This window comes from Burkholderia gladioli (genome assembly GCF_000959725.1).
Classification (GTDB): Bacteria; Pseudomonadota; Gammaproteobacteria; order Burkholderiales; family Burkholderiaceae; genus Burkholderia; species Burkholderia gladioli.
On record NZ_CP009323.1, the window covers coordinates 2,208,979 to 2,224,158 of the forward strand.

General features: G+C 71.2%; 9 protein-coding genes. 2 read left to right on the plus strand and 7 right to left on the minus strand.

What is annotated here, in order from left to right; genetic code table 11:
• Nucleotides 1-7 precede the first annotated feature (7 nt).
• From glcE to BM43_RS26950, 3 genes are all read right to left on the minus strand, one after another.
• Nucleotides 8-1,096, minus strand: coding sequence for a glycolate oxidase subunit GlcE (glcE, locus tag BM43_RS26940; protein WP_017920429.1), 1,089 nt, complete (start codon nucleotides 1,094-1,096; stop codon nucleotides 8-10).
• 312 nt (nucleotides 1,097-1,408) lie between these two features.
• The gene (locus BM43_RS26945; protein WP_036052876.1) at nucleotides 1,409-2,887 is read right to left on the minus strand and encodes an FAD-linked oxidase C-terminal domain-containing protein; all 1,479 of its coding nucleotides are present in this window, start codon (nucleotides 2,885-2,887) and stop codon (nucleotides 1,409-1,411) included.
• A 106-nt stretch (nucleotides 2,888-2,993) separates the two neighbouring features.
• Nucleotides 2,994-4,412 carry an FAD-binding oxidoreductase gene (locus BM43_RS26950; RefSeq protein WP_036048195.1) on the minus strand — a complete coding sequence of 473 codons (1,419 nt, stop codon included), beginning with the start codon at nucleotides 4,410-4,412 and terminating at the stop codon, nucleotides 2,994-2,996.
• Between the two features lie 390 nt (nucleotides 4,413-4,802).
• On the opposite strand from BM43_RS26950, the gene BM43_RS26955 reads away from it, so the two are divergent.
• Both BM43_RS26955 and hmpA read left to right on the plus strand, forming a co-directional pair.
• Entirely contained in the window at nucleotides 4,803-5,354 is a 552-nt protein-coding gene (locus tag BM43_RS26955; RefSeq protein ID WP_036052873.1) for a cob(I)yrinic acid a,c-diamide adenosyltransferase, read from the plus strand.
• 139 nt (nucleotides 5,355-5,493) lie between these two features.
• Nucleotides 5,494-6,711, plus strand: a complete 1,218-nt coding sequence (gene hmpA / locus BM43_RS26960) for an NO-inducible flavohemoprotein (protein ID WP_036048192.1) — start codon at nucleotides 5,494-5,496, stop codon at nucleotides 6,709-6,711.
• Nucleotides 6,712-6,848: 137 nt separating this feature from the next.
• On the opposite strand, the gene aroG is transcribed toward hmpA, so the two are convergent.
• The 4 genes from aroG to BM43_RS26980 all read right to left on the minus strand — a co-directional run bounded on the left by aroG (nucleotide 6,849) and on the right by BM43_RS26980 (nucleotide 15,023).
• Complete coding sequence (gene aroG / locus BM43_RS26965; RefSeq protein ID WP_036048186.1) at nucleotides 6,849-7,922, minus strand: 3-deoxy-7-phosphoheptulonate synthase AroG; 1,074 nt, start codon at nucleotides 7,920-7,922, stop codon at nucleotides 6,849-6,851.
• Between the two features lie 416 nt (nucleotides 7,923-8,338).
• Nucleotides 8,339-9,805, minus strand: a complete 1,467-nt coding sequence (tldD, locus tag BM43_RS26970; RefSeq protein WP_036048183.1) for a metalloprotease TldD — start codon at nucleotides 9,803-9,805, stop codon at nucleotides 8,339-8,341.
• A 62-nt stretch (nucleotides 9,806-9,867) separates the two neighbouring features.
• Nucleotides 9,868-10,695 (minus strand): carbon-nitrogen hydrolase family protein, encoded by an 828-nt coding sequence (locus BM43_RS26975; RefSeq protein WP_036048181.1) that lies wholly within the window; start codon nucleotides 10,693-10,695, stop codon nucleotides 9,868-9,870.
• A gap of 65 nt (nucleotides 10,696-10,760) precedes the next feature.
• Nucleotides 10,761-15,023, minus strand: a complete 4,263-nt coding sequence (locus BM43_RS26980) for a YhdP family phospholipid transporter (RefSeq protein ID WP_036048178.1) — start codon at nucleotides 15,021-15,023, stop codon at nucleotides 10,761-10,763.
• Nucleotides 15,024-15,180 lie beyond the last annotated feature (157 nt).

Consider the following 15,180-nt stretch of genomic DNA (forward strand, 5'->3'; position numbering starts at 1 on the left):
GGGCGGCTCAGAAATCGGGGTAGAGCCGGCCGCGGTTGAACACGCGGTCCGGATCGAAGGCGGCCTTCAGGCCACGGTGGATCGCCAGCAGCGGCCCGGCCAGCGGCGTGAACACGCCGCCGCCGCGATCGTAGCCGGCGCTGGCGCGATACAGCGTGGCGTGGCCGCCGGCCTGCTTGGCGCTCATGCGCACCGTGGTGGCGTCGGCGTCGGTGATCCACCAGCGCTGCGCGCCGCCCCATTCCATCATCTGCGAGCCGGGCAGGTGCATGGGCTCGGTGATCGAGGGCAGGGACAGGCGCCAGAGCGCGTGGCCGGGCAGCATCGCGTTGAAGAACGGGTCGTTCTGCTCGCGCACGCCGTGCCAGAAGCGCTGCGCCTCGACCGCGTCCACCGCCTCGCCGCCCAGCGCGCCCTTGGCCGCCTTGACGGCCGCCTCGGCGCCCGACAGGCGCAGCACCAGGGTGCCGAAGCGCCAGGCGCTCGCGCTGACCGGGAACGGGTGGCCCGACCACTCGTTGAGCTTGCGCACCGCGTCGGTCGCGCTCATGTCGAACTTCAGCGTCAGCTCGGCGACCGGCACCGGCAGCACCTTCACCGACAGGTCCAGCATCAGCCCGAGCGTACCCAGCGAGCCGGCCATCAGGCGCGCCACGTCGTAGCCGGCGACGTTCTTCACCACCTGGCCGCCGAAGCGCAGCACCTGGCCGCGCCCGTTCATCAGCGTGACGCCGAGCACGAAGTCGCGCACCGCGCCGGCGCTGGCGCGCCGCGGGCCCGACAGGCCGGCCGCGATGGCGCCGCCGAAGCTGGCGTGGCGGCCGAAGTGAGGCGGCTCGAAGGGCAGCATCTGGTTGTGCGCGGCCAGCTCCGCCTCGATGGCCGCCAGCGGCGTGCCGGCGCGTGCCGTGATCACGAGTTCGGCGGGGTCGTAGGAGACGATGCCGTGCCAGGCGCGCGTATCGAGTATCTCGCCGTCGAGCGACTGGCCGTACCAGTCCTTGGTGCCGCCGCCGCGAATCCGCAGCGAGCGGCCCTGCGCGCCCGCGCTGCGGATGCGTTCGGCCCAGTGCGCGACGATCTCGTCCTGTTCCATCCGGTGTCGCCTCGTCCTGAAATTTCTTGTGCTTCGATTGTACCGGCGCCATAAGCGGCGACAGTCGGGCGATCCCCCTAGAGACAGCGCGCGAGGGCGGCGGGGCGGGTGGCCCGGCGCCGGCCGGGTTTGGCGCTCGCTCGGCGCGGTGGCGAGCTTGCGAAGGGCCGGGCGCACCTGGCGCCTGGCGGCGCGACACGCCGGTTCGGCCGCCAGGCGCGGGCGGATCGGCAGGTTCGCTCTCCAGGGCCGGAATCCCGGCCGGCAGCGCGACCCGGGCCGGCCGTCCAGCAGCCCGGCCGGCCGCTTTCCTCAGAAACGCGGCAGATCCGGGCGCGGCAGCAACCCGCCGCGCACGTGCATGCGGCCGTATTCGGCGCAGCGCGCGCGGCTCGGGATGCCCTTGTCGGGATTGAGCAGGCTGGCCGGGTCGAAGGCGCGCTTCACGGCGAAGAACGCATCGCGTTCCTCCGGCGAGAACTGCACGCACATCGAGTTCAGCTTCTCGACCCCCACGCCGTGCTCGCCCGTCACCGTGCCGCCCAGCTCGACGCAGCTCTCCAGGATGTCGGCGCCGAACAGCTCGGCGCGGTGCAGCTCGTCGGGATCGTTGGCGTTGAACAGGATCAGCGGATGCATGTTGCCGTCGCCGGCATGGAACACGTTGATGCAGCGCAGCCCGTATTGCCCCTCCATCTGCTCGATGCGCGCCAGCAGCGGGCCGATCGCGCGGCGCGGCACGGTGCCGTCCATGCAGTAGTAGTCGGGCGAGATCCGCCCGGCGGCCGGGAAGGCGTTCTTGCGGCCCGACCAGAAGCGCAGCCGTTCCGCCTCCGAGCGCGAGACCTGGATCCGCGTCGCGCCGCTGGCGCGCAGCACCGAGGTGACGCGCGCGATCTCCTCGGCCACCTCGTCGGGCGTGCCGTCCGATTCGCACAGCAGGATGGCGGCCGCGTCCAGGTCGTAGCCGGCCTGCGTGAAGGCCTCCACGGCCCGGGTGGCCGGCTTGTCCATCATCTCCAGCCCGGCCGGCACGATGCCGGCGGCGATGATCGCGGCCACCGCCTCGCCGCCCTTCACCACGTCGTCGAAGCCGGCCATCACCAGTTGCGCCGTCTGCGGCCTGGGGATCAGCTTCACGGTGATCTCGGTGACGATTGCGAACATGCCCTCGCTGCCGATCATCACGGCCAGCAGGTCGAGGCCGGGCGTGTCGAGCGCCAGCGAGCCGAACTCCACCACGTCGCCGTCGATCGTCACGGCGCGCACGCGTAGCACGTTGTGGACCGTCAGGCCGTACTTGAGGCAGTGCACGCCGCCCGAGTTCTCGGCGACGTTGCCGCCGATCGTGCAGGCGATCTGCGAGGACGGATCGGGCGCGTAGTAGAGCCCGTAAGGCGCGGCGGCCTCGGAGATGGCGATGTTGCGCACGCCGGGCTGGACCGTGGCGGTGCGCGCGTAGGAGTCGACCTCGACGATGCGCGTGAAGCGCGCCAGCGACACCACGATGCCGCTCTGGTTCGGCAGCGCGCCGCCCGACAGGCTGGTGCCGGCGCCGCGCGGCACGATCGGCACGTTCAGGCGGCGGCAGATCTGCACGATGCGCTGCACCTGCGATTCGGTCTCGGGCAGCGCCACCGCGAGCGGCAGGCGCCGGTAGGCGGCCAGCCCGTCGCATTCGTAGGCGGCGGTGTCCTCGTCGCGGTACAGCAGGCAATGGCTCGGCAGCACCGCCATCAGCGCCTGCACCACCTCCCGCTGGCGTTGCGCGCGGGTGGCGGCGTCGGCCATTGCGTTGCTGCCGGCCGCATGCGCGGCACCGCTGCTCGCGCCGCCTGCCTGGGCCTGGCCTTGGGCGATCGTGTTCATCTCGGCTCCTGGTCGGCGGGTGCGCGCCTCATGCGCGGTCGAGGCTGAAGATCTTGCCGGGATTCATCAGGTTGCGCGGGTCCAGCGCGAGCTTGATCGCGCGCATCGCGTCGATCGCCTCCTCGCCGTGCTCGGCGGCCAGGAAACGCATCTTGTGCAGGCCCACGCCGTGCTCGCCGGTGCAGGTGCCGCCCATGCGCAGCGCGCGCTCGACGATGCGCTGGTTGATCTGCTCGGCTTCCTCCAGCTCCTCGGGCTTGTCCGGGTCGAGCAGGATAGCGACGTGGAAGTTGCCGTCGCCGACATGGCCGACGATCGGGCAGGGCAGGGTCGAGGCGCGCAGGTCGATCTCGGTTTCCTCGACGCAGGCGGCCAGTTGCGAGATCGGCACGCAGACGTCGGTGGTCACCGCGCGGCAGCCCGGCTTGAGCTGCAGCATGCCGAAGAAGGCGTTGTGCCGCGCCGACCACAGCCGCGTGCGGTCCTCGGGGCGGGTGGCCCATTCGAAGTCCCGGCCGCCGTTGGCGGCGGCCAGTTCCTGTACGCGCTCGGCCTGCTCGCGCACGCCGGCCTCGGTGCCATGGAATTCGAAGAACAGGGTGGGCGCCTCGTTCAGCGTGAAGTTCGAATGGCGGTTGATGGCGCGGATGCCGAGCGCGTCGATGAACTCCACGCGCGCGATCGGCACGCCGGTCTGGATCGTCTCGATCACGCTGCGCACCGCGTCGCCCATCGAGGGGAAGGTGCAGATCGCCGCCGATACCGCCTCGGGCAGCGGGTGCAGGCGCAGCGTGATCGAGGTGATCACGCCGAGCGTGCCTTCCGAGCCGACCAGCAGGCGCGTCAGGTCGTAGCCGGCCGAGGACTTGCGGGCGCGGCTGCCGGTCCTGATCTGGCGGCCGTCGGCGAGCACGGCGGTGAGGCCCAGCACGTTCTCGCGCATGGTGCCGTAGCGCACGGCGTTGGTGCCGGAGGCGCGGGTGGCCGTCATGCCGCCGATGCTGGCGTCCGCGCCGGGGTCGATCGGGAAGAACAGGCCGGTGTCGCGCAGGCTTTCGTTGAGGGCCTTGCGCGTGATGCCGGGTTCGACCGTGACGGTCAGGTCGTCGGCGTCGATCGACAGCACGCGGTTCATGCGCGAGACGTCGAGCGAGACGCCGCCGCGTACTGCCAGCAGGTGGCCTTCGAGCGAGGAGCCGGCGCCGTAGGGGATCACCGGCACCTCGTATTGCGCGCACAGCGTGACCACGGTGCGGACCTCGTCGGCGTTCTCGGCGAATACCACCGCGTCGGGCAGTTCGGGATCGAAGGGGGATTCGTCGCGGCCGTGGTGGGCGCGCACCGCCTCGGAGGTCGAGACGCGTTCGCCGAAGGCGGCGGCGAGCGCCTCGCGCAGCGCATCGGGGAACGGGCGGCGCAGCGAGGCCGGCGGGGCGGGGTGGTTCACGCGTGTCTCCTGGGGCGGCTTGTCGATTCGTGGCGTGCGAGGCGAGCGGCGCGCGGCGTGTGACGGCCGGCTCCGGCGGCCGTGGCGCGTGCCGGCCTAGGTCCTGCCGCGGCGCAACCGGGCTGCCGGCGTCATCCGCCACGGGCAAGGGGCGCGATGCCCTGCGGCATGAGGCCGCCTCGACGACTGGCGAATCATTCTACGCGCAAAGCCCGGCGGCGCGCGGCCAGCCGCCCGCGCTGGGATAATCCCGGCATGGCGGCCGAGCTCGCCCGGCGGCGCGCCGGGCGCAGCCCGCGCCGTCGCGCCGGTCCCGAGCCGGGATCGATGCCACCATCCATGGCCGCGCACGCTCGTGCCGCGCGGCCCGACACGACGAGGACCACCATCATGGGCAACCGCCTGAGCAAGATCGCGACCCGCACCGGCGACGACGGCACCACGGGCCTGGGCGACGGCAGCCGGGTCGCCAAGGACGATGCGCGGATTGCCGCGATCGGCGATGTCGACGAGCTGAATTCGCAGCTCGGCGTGCTGCTGGCCGAGCCGCTGCCCGAGGAGATCCGCGGCGCGCTGGCGGCGATCCAGCACGACCTGTTCGACCTGGGCGGCGAGCTCTGCATTCCGGGGCACGTCGCGATGACCGATGCGCACCTTGCGCGGCTGGACGACTGGCTGGCGCACTACAACGCGCAACTGCCGCCGCTCAAGGAGTTCATCTTGCCGGGCGGCTCGCGCCCGGCCGCGCTCGCGCACGTCTGCCGCACCGTCTGCCGGCGCGCCGAGCGCTCGATTGTCGCGCTCGGCGCCGTCGGCGAGGTCGCGGCTACCCCGCGCCGCTACGTGAACCGGCTTTCCGACCTGCTGTTCGTGCTGGCGCGCGTGCTGAACCGCGTGGCGGGCGGCAGCGACGTGCTCTGGGAGCGTGGCCGGCCCGAGTGAACCCGAAGCGGCGGCTGGCTGATCGGCCTGCCGCCGCCGTTGCACCGGCTTGAATGGTGCGTCAATTTGTCCACATCGACGTGCGACTTTAAAGATGTATTGTAAAAACATCTTTAAACGAGTCCCCACGGAGAAGAAGATGACGACGCTCACCGCCGAACAGATGGCCCGGGTCAAGGCGACCGCCCCGGTGCTGGCTACCCATGGCAGCACCATCACGCGGCATTTCTACGCCCGCATGTTCCGCCACCACCCCGAACTGAAGAACCTGTTCAACCAGACGCACCAGCGAGCCGGCGGCAGCCAGCCCGAGGCGCTGGCCAGGGCCGTCTACGCCTACGCCGCCAATATCGACAATCTCGGCGCGCTCGGCAGCGCGGTGTCGCGCATCGCGAACAAGCACGTGAGCCTGTCGGTGCGGCCCGAGCATTACCCGATCGTCGGCGAGCACCTGCTGGCCTCGATCGTCGAGGTGCTGGGCGATGCCGTCGACGCGGCCACGCTTGAGGCCTGGCAGGCGGCCTATGCGCAGCTCGCCCAGGTGCTCGCCGGCGTCGAGGCGAAGCTCTACGAGGCCGCGCCCTGGAGCGGCTATCGGCCGTTCCGGGTCGCGCGCAAGGTGCGCGAGAGCGACGAGATCACCTCGTTCTACCTGGAGCCGACCGACGGCGGCGCGGCACCGCGCTTCGAGCCGGGCCAGTACCTCACGGTCAAGCGCTACGTCGGCGATCTCGGCGTGGATCAGCCGCGCCAGTACAGCCTGTCCGACGCGCCGCACGGCAAGTGGCTGCGGATCTCGGTCAAGCGCGAGGCCGGGCGCGAGGGCGGCGGCCAGCCGGTGCCGGCCGGCAAGGTCTCGACGCTGCTGCATGAGGGCGTGGAGGAGGGCGCGATCGTCGAGGTGACGGCGCCGATGGGCGACTTCACGCTGGCGCGCGAGGCCGCCACGCCGGTGGTGCTGATCTCGGGCGGGGTCGGCATCACGCCGATGGTGTCGATGGCCTCGGCGCTGAGCGAAGCCGGCAGCCCGCGCAGGATCCACTTCCTGCATGCCTGCCGCTCGGGGCGTGTCCACGCGTTCCGCGACTGGCTCAACGCGCTGGTGGCGCGTCATTCGAACGCGACGCGCCAGGTGGTCTACGAGCTGGTGGGCCCGGACGACCGGCCCGGCGTCGATCACGATCGCGAAGGCCGGCTCACACCCGAGCTGCTGCGCGCGGCGATCCTGCCCGATGCCGACTACTATCTCTGCGGCCCGGTCGCCTTCATGACGGCACAGCGCGATGCGCTGGTGGCGCTCGGCGTCGCGCCGGAGCGCGTCCACACGGAGATCTTCGGTTCCGGCGCGATCGAGTGATCGCGACGGTTGCGGCGGCGTCGGCCTGAAACCCGGCGCCGCAATGCCGGCAAAAAAATCGCCCGGGCGGCCAATGGCACGCCCGGGCGATTCTCGTTCATCCGCGCGCCGACAAGCTGCACCGGCGCGCCGCGGCATCAGTTGCCGCTGCCGCGTGCCACGCGCCGCGCGCGCACCGCCTCGGCGAGGCCTTCGAGCACCTTGACGCTCTCGTCCCAGCCGATGCAGGCGTCGGTGATGCTCTGGCCGTAGGTCAGCGGGCAGCCCGGCGTGAGATCCTGGCGGCCGCCCACCAGGTGCGACTCGACCATCACGCCGACGATGCGCTCGTCACCGGCGGCGAGCTGGCGGCCGATGTCGGCGCACACGGGAATCTGGTTCTCGTGCTTCTTCGAGCTGTTGGCATGGCTCGCGTCGATCATCAGGCGCGCGGCGAGGCCGGCCTTGCCGATGTCGCCGCAGGCGACGTTGACGCTCTCGGCGTCGTAGTTCGGCGCCTTGCCGCCGCGCAGGATCACGTGGCAGTCCTCATTGCCGGCGGTCGAGACGATCGCCGAGTGGCCGCCCTTGGTGACCGACAGGAAATGGTGCGGCTGCGAGGCGGCCTTGATCGCGTCGACCGCGATCTTGACGTTGCCGTCGGTGCCGTTCTTGAAGCCGACCGGGCAGGACAGGCCCGAAGCCAGCTCGCGATGCACCTGCGATTCGGTGGTGCGCGCGCCGATCGCGCCCCAAGAGACCAGGTCGGCGATGTACTGCGGGCTGATCATGTCGAGGAACTCGGTGCCGGCCGGCAGGCCCAGCTCGTTGATCTGCAGCAGCAGCTCGCGCGCGGTGCGCAGGCCTTCGTTGATCTTGAAGCTGTTGTCGAGGTGCGGGTCGTTGATGAGGCCCTTCCAGCCCACCGTGGTGCGCGGCTTCTCGAAGTAGACGCGCATCACGATCTCGAGATCGTCGCGGTGCTGGCGGCGCAGCTCGATCAGCTTCTTCGCGTAGTCGACGGCGGCCGCGGGGTCATGGATCGAGCAGGGGCCGATCACTACCACCAGACGATCGTCCATGCCGTGCAGGATCCGGTGCAGCGAGCGGCGCGTCGAGTAGATCAGCTCCGCCACGGCTTCCGAGCAGGGGAATTCGCGGATCAGGTGGGCGGGCGGCGTCAGTTCCTTCAGTTCGCGGATACGGACATCGTCGGTGTTGTGCGGGGGCATGCTTGTTCTCCAGTGTGGCGTCGCCGGTTCGGGCGTGCGTTCGGCCGTTGCGGATATCGGTGTGGTTTGGGCGGCCGGTGGTTCATCGGGAGCCGGACTGCGGAACCGGCGGGACGAAAAAAAACCGCCGGGTTCGCCGGCGGTTTTCTGGGAATTCGGTTTGCGCTTTGCGCGCCATCACTCCTCTCGATCCGCCAACGGTCTGAGATACCAAAAAAAGTAAAAGTAAAACTTGGCGGACATGACGGTGCGGATTTGCGTCGTGGAAGTGATTGAAACTTTATACCCGGGTGGCACGGACAATGCAAGCGGGTGCGATGAAAAACGCGGATGATCCGCGCTCGATCACGATTTCCTGCGGATAAGCTGCGCCGCGCTGCGGAAAATCCGCAAGGCGGCGCAAATTTCCCGCGGATTCAGGCGGTGCCGCCGACCGTCATCGAATCGATCCGCAACGTCGGCTGGCCGACCCCGACCGGCACGCTCTGACCCTCCTTGCCGCACACGCCGACGCCGGAATCGAGCTTCATGTCGTTACCGATCATGCTGACATACTTGAGCGATTCCGGGCCGCTGCCGATCAGCGTGGCGCCCTTGACCGGGTAGGTGATCTTGCCGTTCTCGATCATGTAGGCCTCGGAGGCCGAGAACACGAACTTGCCGTTGGTGATGTCGACCTGGCCGCCGCCGAAGTTCACCGCGTACAGGCCGTTCTTGACCGAGGCGATGATTTCCTGCGGGTCCTTGTCGCCGTTGAGCATGTAGGTGTTGGTCATGCGCGGCATCGGCAGCGCCGCGTAGGATTCGCGGCGCGCGTTGCCGGTCACCGGCATCTTCATCAGGCGCGCGTTCAGCGTGTCCTGGATATAGCCCTTCAGGATCCCGTCCTCGATCAGCGTGGTGCACTGGGTCGGGTTGCCCTCGTCGTCGATGTTCAGCGAGCCGCGGCGGTTCGGCAGGGTGCCGTCGTCGACCACGGTCACGCCCTTGGCGGCCACCTGCTCGCCGATCCGGCCGGCGAAGGCCGACGAGCCCTTGCGGTTGAAGTCGCCCTCCAGGCCATGGCCGATCGCCTCGTGCAGCAGCACACCGGGCCAGCCCGAGCCGAGCACCACCGTCATCGCGCCGGCCGGGGCCGGGCGCGCGTCGAGGTTGACCAGCGCCGCGTGCACCGCGTCGTCGACGTACTTCGACAGCACCTCGTCGCTGAAGTAGCCGTAGTCGAAGCGCCCGCCGCCGCCGCCCGAGCCGATCTCGCGGCGGCCGTTCTGCTCGGCGATCACCGTCACCGAGACGCGCACCAGCGGGCGGATGTCGGCGGCCAGCGCGCCGTCGCTGCGCGCCACCAGCACCACGTCGTATTCGCCGGCCAGGCCCGCCATCACCTGGGTGATGCGCGGGTCGCGGCCGCGCGCCATCTGCTCGATGCGCTCCAGCAGCTTGACCTTGGCGGTCGCGTCGAGCGAGGCGAGCGGATCGGACGGCAGGTAGAGGTCGCGGCCCGACACGCCGGTCAGCGACGAGGCCACCTGGATCTTGCGGCGCCCGCCGCCGGCCGCGGCGATCGCCTTGGTGGCGCTGGCCGCCTGGCGGATCGCCTCGGGCGAGAGGTCGTCCGAATAGGCGAAGGCGGTGCGCTCGCCCGCCACGGCGCGCACGCCCACGCCCTGGTCGATGCTGAAGCTGCCCGACTTGACGATCCCTTCCTCCAGGCTCCAGGCCTCGCTGCGGGTGGCCTGGAAGTACAGGTCCGCATAGTCGACGCGATGCGTGAAGATGTCGGCGAGCGTGCGCGTGAGCAGGGATTCGTCGAGCCCGTAGGGCGTGAGCAGGATGTCCTTGGCGAGGGCGAGATTGCGGATGCCGGGTTCGATGATGTTCATGCGGTGTCGGGGTTCTTAACGGGTGTCTCGGGGGAGTTCTCGAATTCGGGGCGCGGGCGGCGTCAGCCGAGCACGCGATGCCGCCAGGCCGGCAGGCTTTGGCGCACCTCGGCGATCCGGGCCGGGTCGAGCGCGCCGGCCACCACGCCCGGGCCCTCGTCGCGCACGGCGACGATCTCGCCCCACGGATCGATCAGCATGCTGTGGCCCCAGGTACGGCGGCCGTTCTCGTGCGTGCCGCCTTGCGCGGCGGCCAGCACGTAACACTGGTTCTCGACGGCCCGCGCGCGCAGCAGGGTTTCCCAGTGCGCGCGGCCGGTGGTGTAGGTGAAGGCCGAGGGCACCACCATCAGCGCGCAGTCGCCGAGCCGGCGGTACAGCTCCGGAAAGCGCAGATCGTAGCAGACCGACAGACCGACCCGGCCGAACGGCGCCTCGAAGGCCTGGACCGTTTCGCCGGGGCGGATGGTGCGCGCCTCGTCGAAGGATTCCTCGCCCTTCTCGAAATTGAACAGGTGGATCTTGTCGTAGCGCGCCGCCTCGCGGCCCTCGGGATCGAACACCAGGGTGGTGTTCAGCACGCGGGAGGGTTCGGGCGCGGCCAGCGGCAGCGTGCCGCCGATCACCCAGACCCCGTGATGCCGCGCGGCGTCGCCGAGGAAGCGCTGGATCGGGCCGTCCTGGTAGGGCTCGGCGATCGCCAGCTTGTCGGTGTCGCGACGGCCCATGAAGCAGAAATATTCGGGCAGCAGCACCAGCTGCGCGCCGCCGGCCGCGGCCTCGGCGATCAGGCGGCCGGCCTCGTCGAGGTTGCGCACCACGTCGGGTGTGCTGACCATCTGCAGCGCGGCGACCGTCAACTGCGCCGGGCGATCGGTTCGGTCGGTCATCGGTGAATGTCGCAATGAAATAAGGGTGCGTCCCGCCGCAGGCTCGGGTCGGGCGCGTGCCGCAATCAGGGGCGGGCCGCGTCCGCGTCGGCGGGCGTGCGGTCCATCTTACCGCGATCGCCCCCGACCCGCTGAATCCGCGGATGCGCCCAGGAGCCGGTGATCACGTAATCGAACGCGAAGGCGTGCGAGAGCGTCTGCGACAGCGCCAGGTTGGCGGCCAGCACGCCCAGGCCGAGCAGCGGGTTGATCACCGCCGCGCCGATCGCCGCGGCGCTGGCGCTGACCTTGGGCGCGATGTGCGCGTGCAGATCCTGGGTTTCGTGGGCGAGGTCGACCTTGCCCTTCACGGTCACGCGCGCCGGGGCGGTGATCATGCGGAAGTCGTCGGTGGTGGCGATGCCGTTGGTGATCTGGCTGGTGCCCTCGATGGTCTCGAAGGGCAGGCCCTTGCCGATCACGTCGCGGAAATCGAGCGTCAGGAAGCGCGCCAGCCCCTGCAGGCTCAGCACGCCGAGCAGCTTGGCCGCGCCCGGGTCGACCTTGAGGATCTGGCCGTGCTCGAGGTCGAGCGAGAGCTGGCCGCCCAGGCTCGGATAGTCGATCGCGGTCGGGCCGCCGCGCCAGCCCACCTTGCCCGCCAGCGTCCCCTTGCCGTTGGCGACCGTGCGCGGCAGCCCGACCCGGTCGAGCAGGGCGCCGGCGTCGTCGACCGCCAGCTTGAAGTCGAACACCGTGCGGCGCGGCGCGTCGTCCTCGTCGGCGCCGCGCGCCAGCGCGCGCCGGGAGGTGCGCCAGTTGGCGGTGGCGGTCAGCTTGGCGGCCGGGTTGGCCAGCTCGAGCTTGTCGAGCTGCCAGACCGGCACGCCGTTTTCCTCGAAGTTGTGCGCATTGACCTGCAGCCGGCCGATGTCGTGGCCGCGCGCCACCACCTGGTCGACCACCAGGTCGATGGCGGGCATCGCGCGATCGGTCGGCATGGTCATGGCGCCGCCCACCAGGTCGTGGTCGGCGCTGTCGGGCACCACCAGCTTGGCCAGGCGCGCGTTCAGCACGCCCGCACCGCCCGGGGCGCCGGCCTGGCCCGCGCCGGCGTCGCCGTGCGGCGACCAGGACAGGTAGCCCGAAACCTGGTTCGAGGCCACGTTGGCCTGCCAGAGATCGTCGACATGCGAGGCGCCGACGATCACGTTCTCCCAGTTGCGCTTGATCAGCTTGAGCGTGCCGAAGTGCAGGGCGAAGCGCTTCGGCGCGAAGCTCGCCAGGTCGATGCGCGGCGCCTGCCGCGGCAGCGCGGCCGACGGCGTGGCGGCCGCCGCGGGTGCCGCGGCCGATGCCGGCGTGCCGCGCAAGGTCTTGGCGAAGGCGATCCAGGCGTCGGCGTCGAGCGCGGTGGCGTCGACGGCGGCCGTCACGCCCTCGCGCGGCAGGTCCGGCATGCGGTTCATGCCGAGCGCGCCGCGCACGGCCCGCACCGGTTCGCCACGGGTGGCGTCGAGCACGTAGGTGGCGGCCACCGGGCCGAGCTTGAGCTCGGCCTGCTCCAGCGCGCGGCCCTCCTCGGGCGGCAGCGGCGCGAGCGTGAAGCCGAACGGCATCGGCGTGCCGGCCGGCTTGGTGAAGGGCGCCGGGAAGTCCAGCGCGAGCCCGGTCAGGTCCGAGGAGGCGGTGATCTCGGGCAGGCCTCCCTTGGCGCCGCGCACCGACAGCCGGTACGGCGCGTCGCCCACCACGCGGCCCAGCAGCGCGGCGGCCGGCCCGTGCAGGTTGAGCCCGCGCGCCGAATCGACGGCGATCCGGCCGTCCACGTCGAAGGCATAACCGTCGTTGCGCCGGAACCGACCGTTGGCGTGCACCGCGCCGCCGAGCAGGCGCGCCGAGAGCCGGTCCAGCTCGGCGCTCTGCTGGGTGAAGCGCACCGTGCCGCGCAACTGCGAGAGCGGCGGCAGGCCGTCCGATTCCAGCGTGTTGCCGCCGAACGCGAGCGCGCCCTCGACCAGCGTATGCGGGTGCTTGACGTGCTGCGGGATGGTCAGCTTCAGCGCCAGCGAGGCCGGGCCCTGCGCGCGCAGCTTCTCGCCGACATGGCCCGACAGGCCGCCCAGCGCGCTGTGGTTCGTATAGTCGATCAGGTCGGCCAGCGGGCCGTGCGCGCGGCCCTCGATCAGCAGCGGCGACTCGGCCGGGTGGCCGAGGTCGTCGATGCGCCCGATCACCTTGCTCAGCTGCACGCCCTTGTAGTGGGCGCGCGGGATGTCGAAGCGCAGCTTGTTGTTGCGCAGCTCGAACACGCCGTCGATGCCGTCCAGCGCCGGCCAGACGCTGGGCGTGCCGTTGGCGAGCTTGCGCGGCGGCTGCGGGGTCGGCTCGAAGCGCCCGCCGGTGAACGGCGCGACGATGTGGAACACGCCGTCGTTCGGCGCGTATTCGTAGGGGAAGGTCTCGAGCGGGCCCTGGGCGATGATGGTCGCGCCCTTCGAGACCACGCCCGCCTGCAGCGCGTGGCCGAGATACTGGTGCAGGTGCTCGGACATGCTGGTCGGCAGGTAGCGCACGATGCGCGGGATCGCCGCGCGGCCGAAATCGGCCTTCAGGTCGAGCGTGCCGCGGCCGTGGCCGGGGTTCGAATAGCCGCCGCTGACGGTGATCTCGGCATCGGGATTCTCGACGTAGAGCAGCGGCAGCTTGACGTCGACGCGCGGGCGCCGCTCGCCCGGCGCGGCGGCCGCGGCGATGGTCCAGGAGGTCTGCGCGCGCAGGCGGTCGAAGGACAGGCGCGGGTCCTCGAACACGCCGGGCACGGTGACGGCCGCCTTGACCGTGTCGATGCTGGCGCTGCCGCCGCGCTCGTTCGCGTCGACGTGGCCCCAGACGTTCTCGAAGCCGGGGATCCCGGCGCGCGGATGGCCGCGCGGCGACAGCCCCGGCCCCGGTTCCTGGGCCTCGACGCTGATCCCCTGCAGGTCGCCCGTCAGGCGGTAGCGCACGATCGGCGTGGCATGGGCGGTCTCGTCGTCGGCCAGTTCGGCCTTGCTCGGCGCGGCGCGCTCGGCCTCCATCACGTAGTTGGCAATCAGGCCGCGCGGGTCGACCCGCACCAGCTCGTTGCGAAAGCGCGCAGGCAGCGGCAGGCCGCGGATGAATTCGGCCAGGATACCCAGGTCGACGCGGTCGCCGGCCACCTGGATCAACTGGCCGTGGCTGGCGTCGGGCACGCGGTAGCGCGCCGTGAGGGTGGCGAAGGACAGCGCGCGCGACAGCGGCGTGCCGTCGTCGAGCGGCGGCTGGCCCAGCTCGGCGTGCAGGTTCGAGAGCTTGAGGGTGTAGTCGCGGCCCGGCGCCAGCGCGAGGTCCCAGCCGAAGCCGGCCACCGGGATGTCCAGGCGCGGCTGGGTCGGGCGTACCCGCAGCGCGACGTCGGCGCCGCTCAGGCTGCCGTGCGCGTCGAGCAGCCGGCCGTCGCGAAAGCCGATCCAGATGGTGTTGTCGATGTGCCCGGCATAGGCCTTGAGCGGCAGCGGCGCGTAGCGCGCCAGGGTCGGCAGGTCGACCGGGCCGGTCGAGACGTAGGCGTCGCCGGTCCAGTTGGCGGGCCGGCCGATCGCGGCCAGCGGCTTGTGGGTGAAGCGCGCGCGGAAATCGAGCGGGCCGGCCAGCAGGGTGCCGTTGGCGGGCGCCTGCAGCGCCAGGCGGTGCACCAGGCCGTCGTTGAGCACCGCCAGGCGGATCCCGGTCAGCGTCAGCTCGGGCGCGTCGCGCTCGGCGTCGCGCCAGCGCAGCGTGCCTTCGCGCAGCACGATCGCCTGCTGGCGCAGCAGCCAGGTGCTGAAGGCGTCGTTGCCGCCCTTGCGGGTGGTCGGCACGTCCACCCCGGCGATGCTCAGCGTGCCGTCGCGCCGGCGCGCGATCAGCAGGTCCGGCGCGTCCACCACCAGGCTGGAGAGCGTCGGCGAGAGCCGCACCAGCGAACGCCAGGAGATCGCGGCGGTGGCATGCGGGATGGTCAGGGCGGTGACGCCGTCCTTGCCGCGGATGCTCAGGGCGGTGACGTCGACGCCGGGCTGCATGCCGGACCAGTGCGGCGCCAGGCGGGCGATCCGGACTTCGGCGTGGAGCTTGTCGGAAACGAAGGATTCGATGCGGGGGCGCAGCTTGTCGACCTGCGGCAGCAGCGCGTAGCGCAGGCCCAGGTAGCTGCCGGCGGCCACGAAGTAGAGCGTCGCGCCGCCGATCAGGACGACGCGGAACACGCGGCGCAGCACCGGATGATCGTGCTTGGGAGGTCCGGCTTCTTGACTGCTGGCGGCGGATTCCTGACGGTCGGGCATGCGGCGGACGGGCGGCGATGTGGTAGCGTTGCGGACTGACGCTGAAATGTAACACAGGGGTTTGCCGACGCGCCCATTTGGCCGGCTTGCGGGCTGGCGTGGTCGCGAGTCGGCGGCGGTTTCGCGAAGCAGGCTGCCGGGCGTGGCGCGTGCCGCC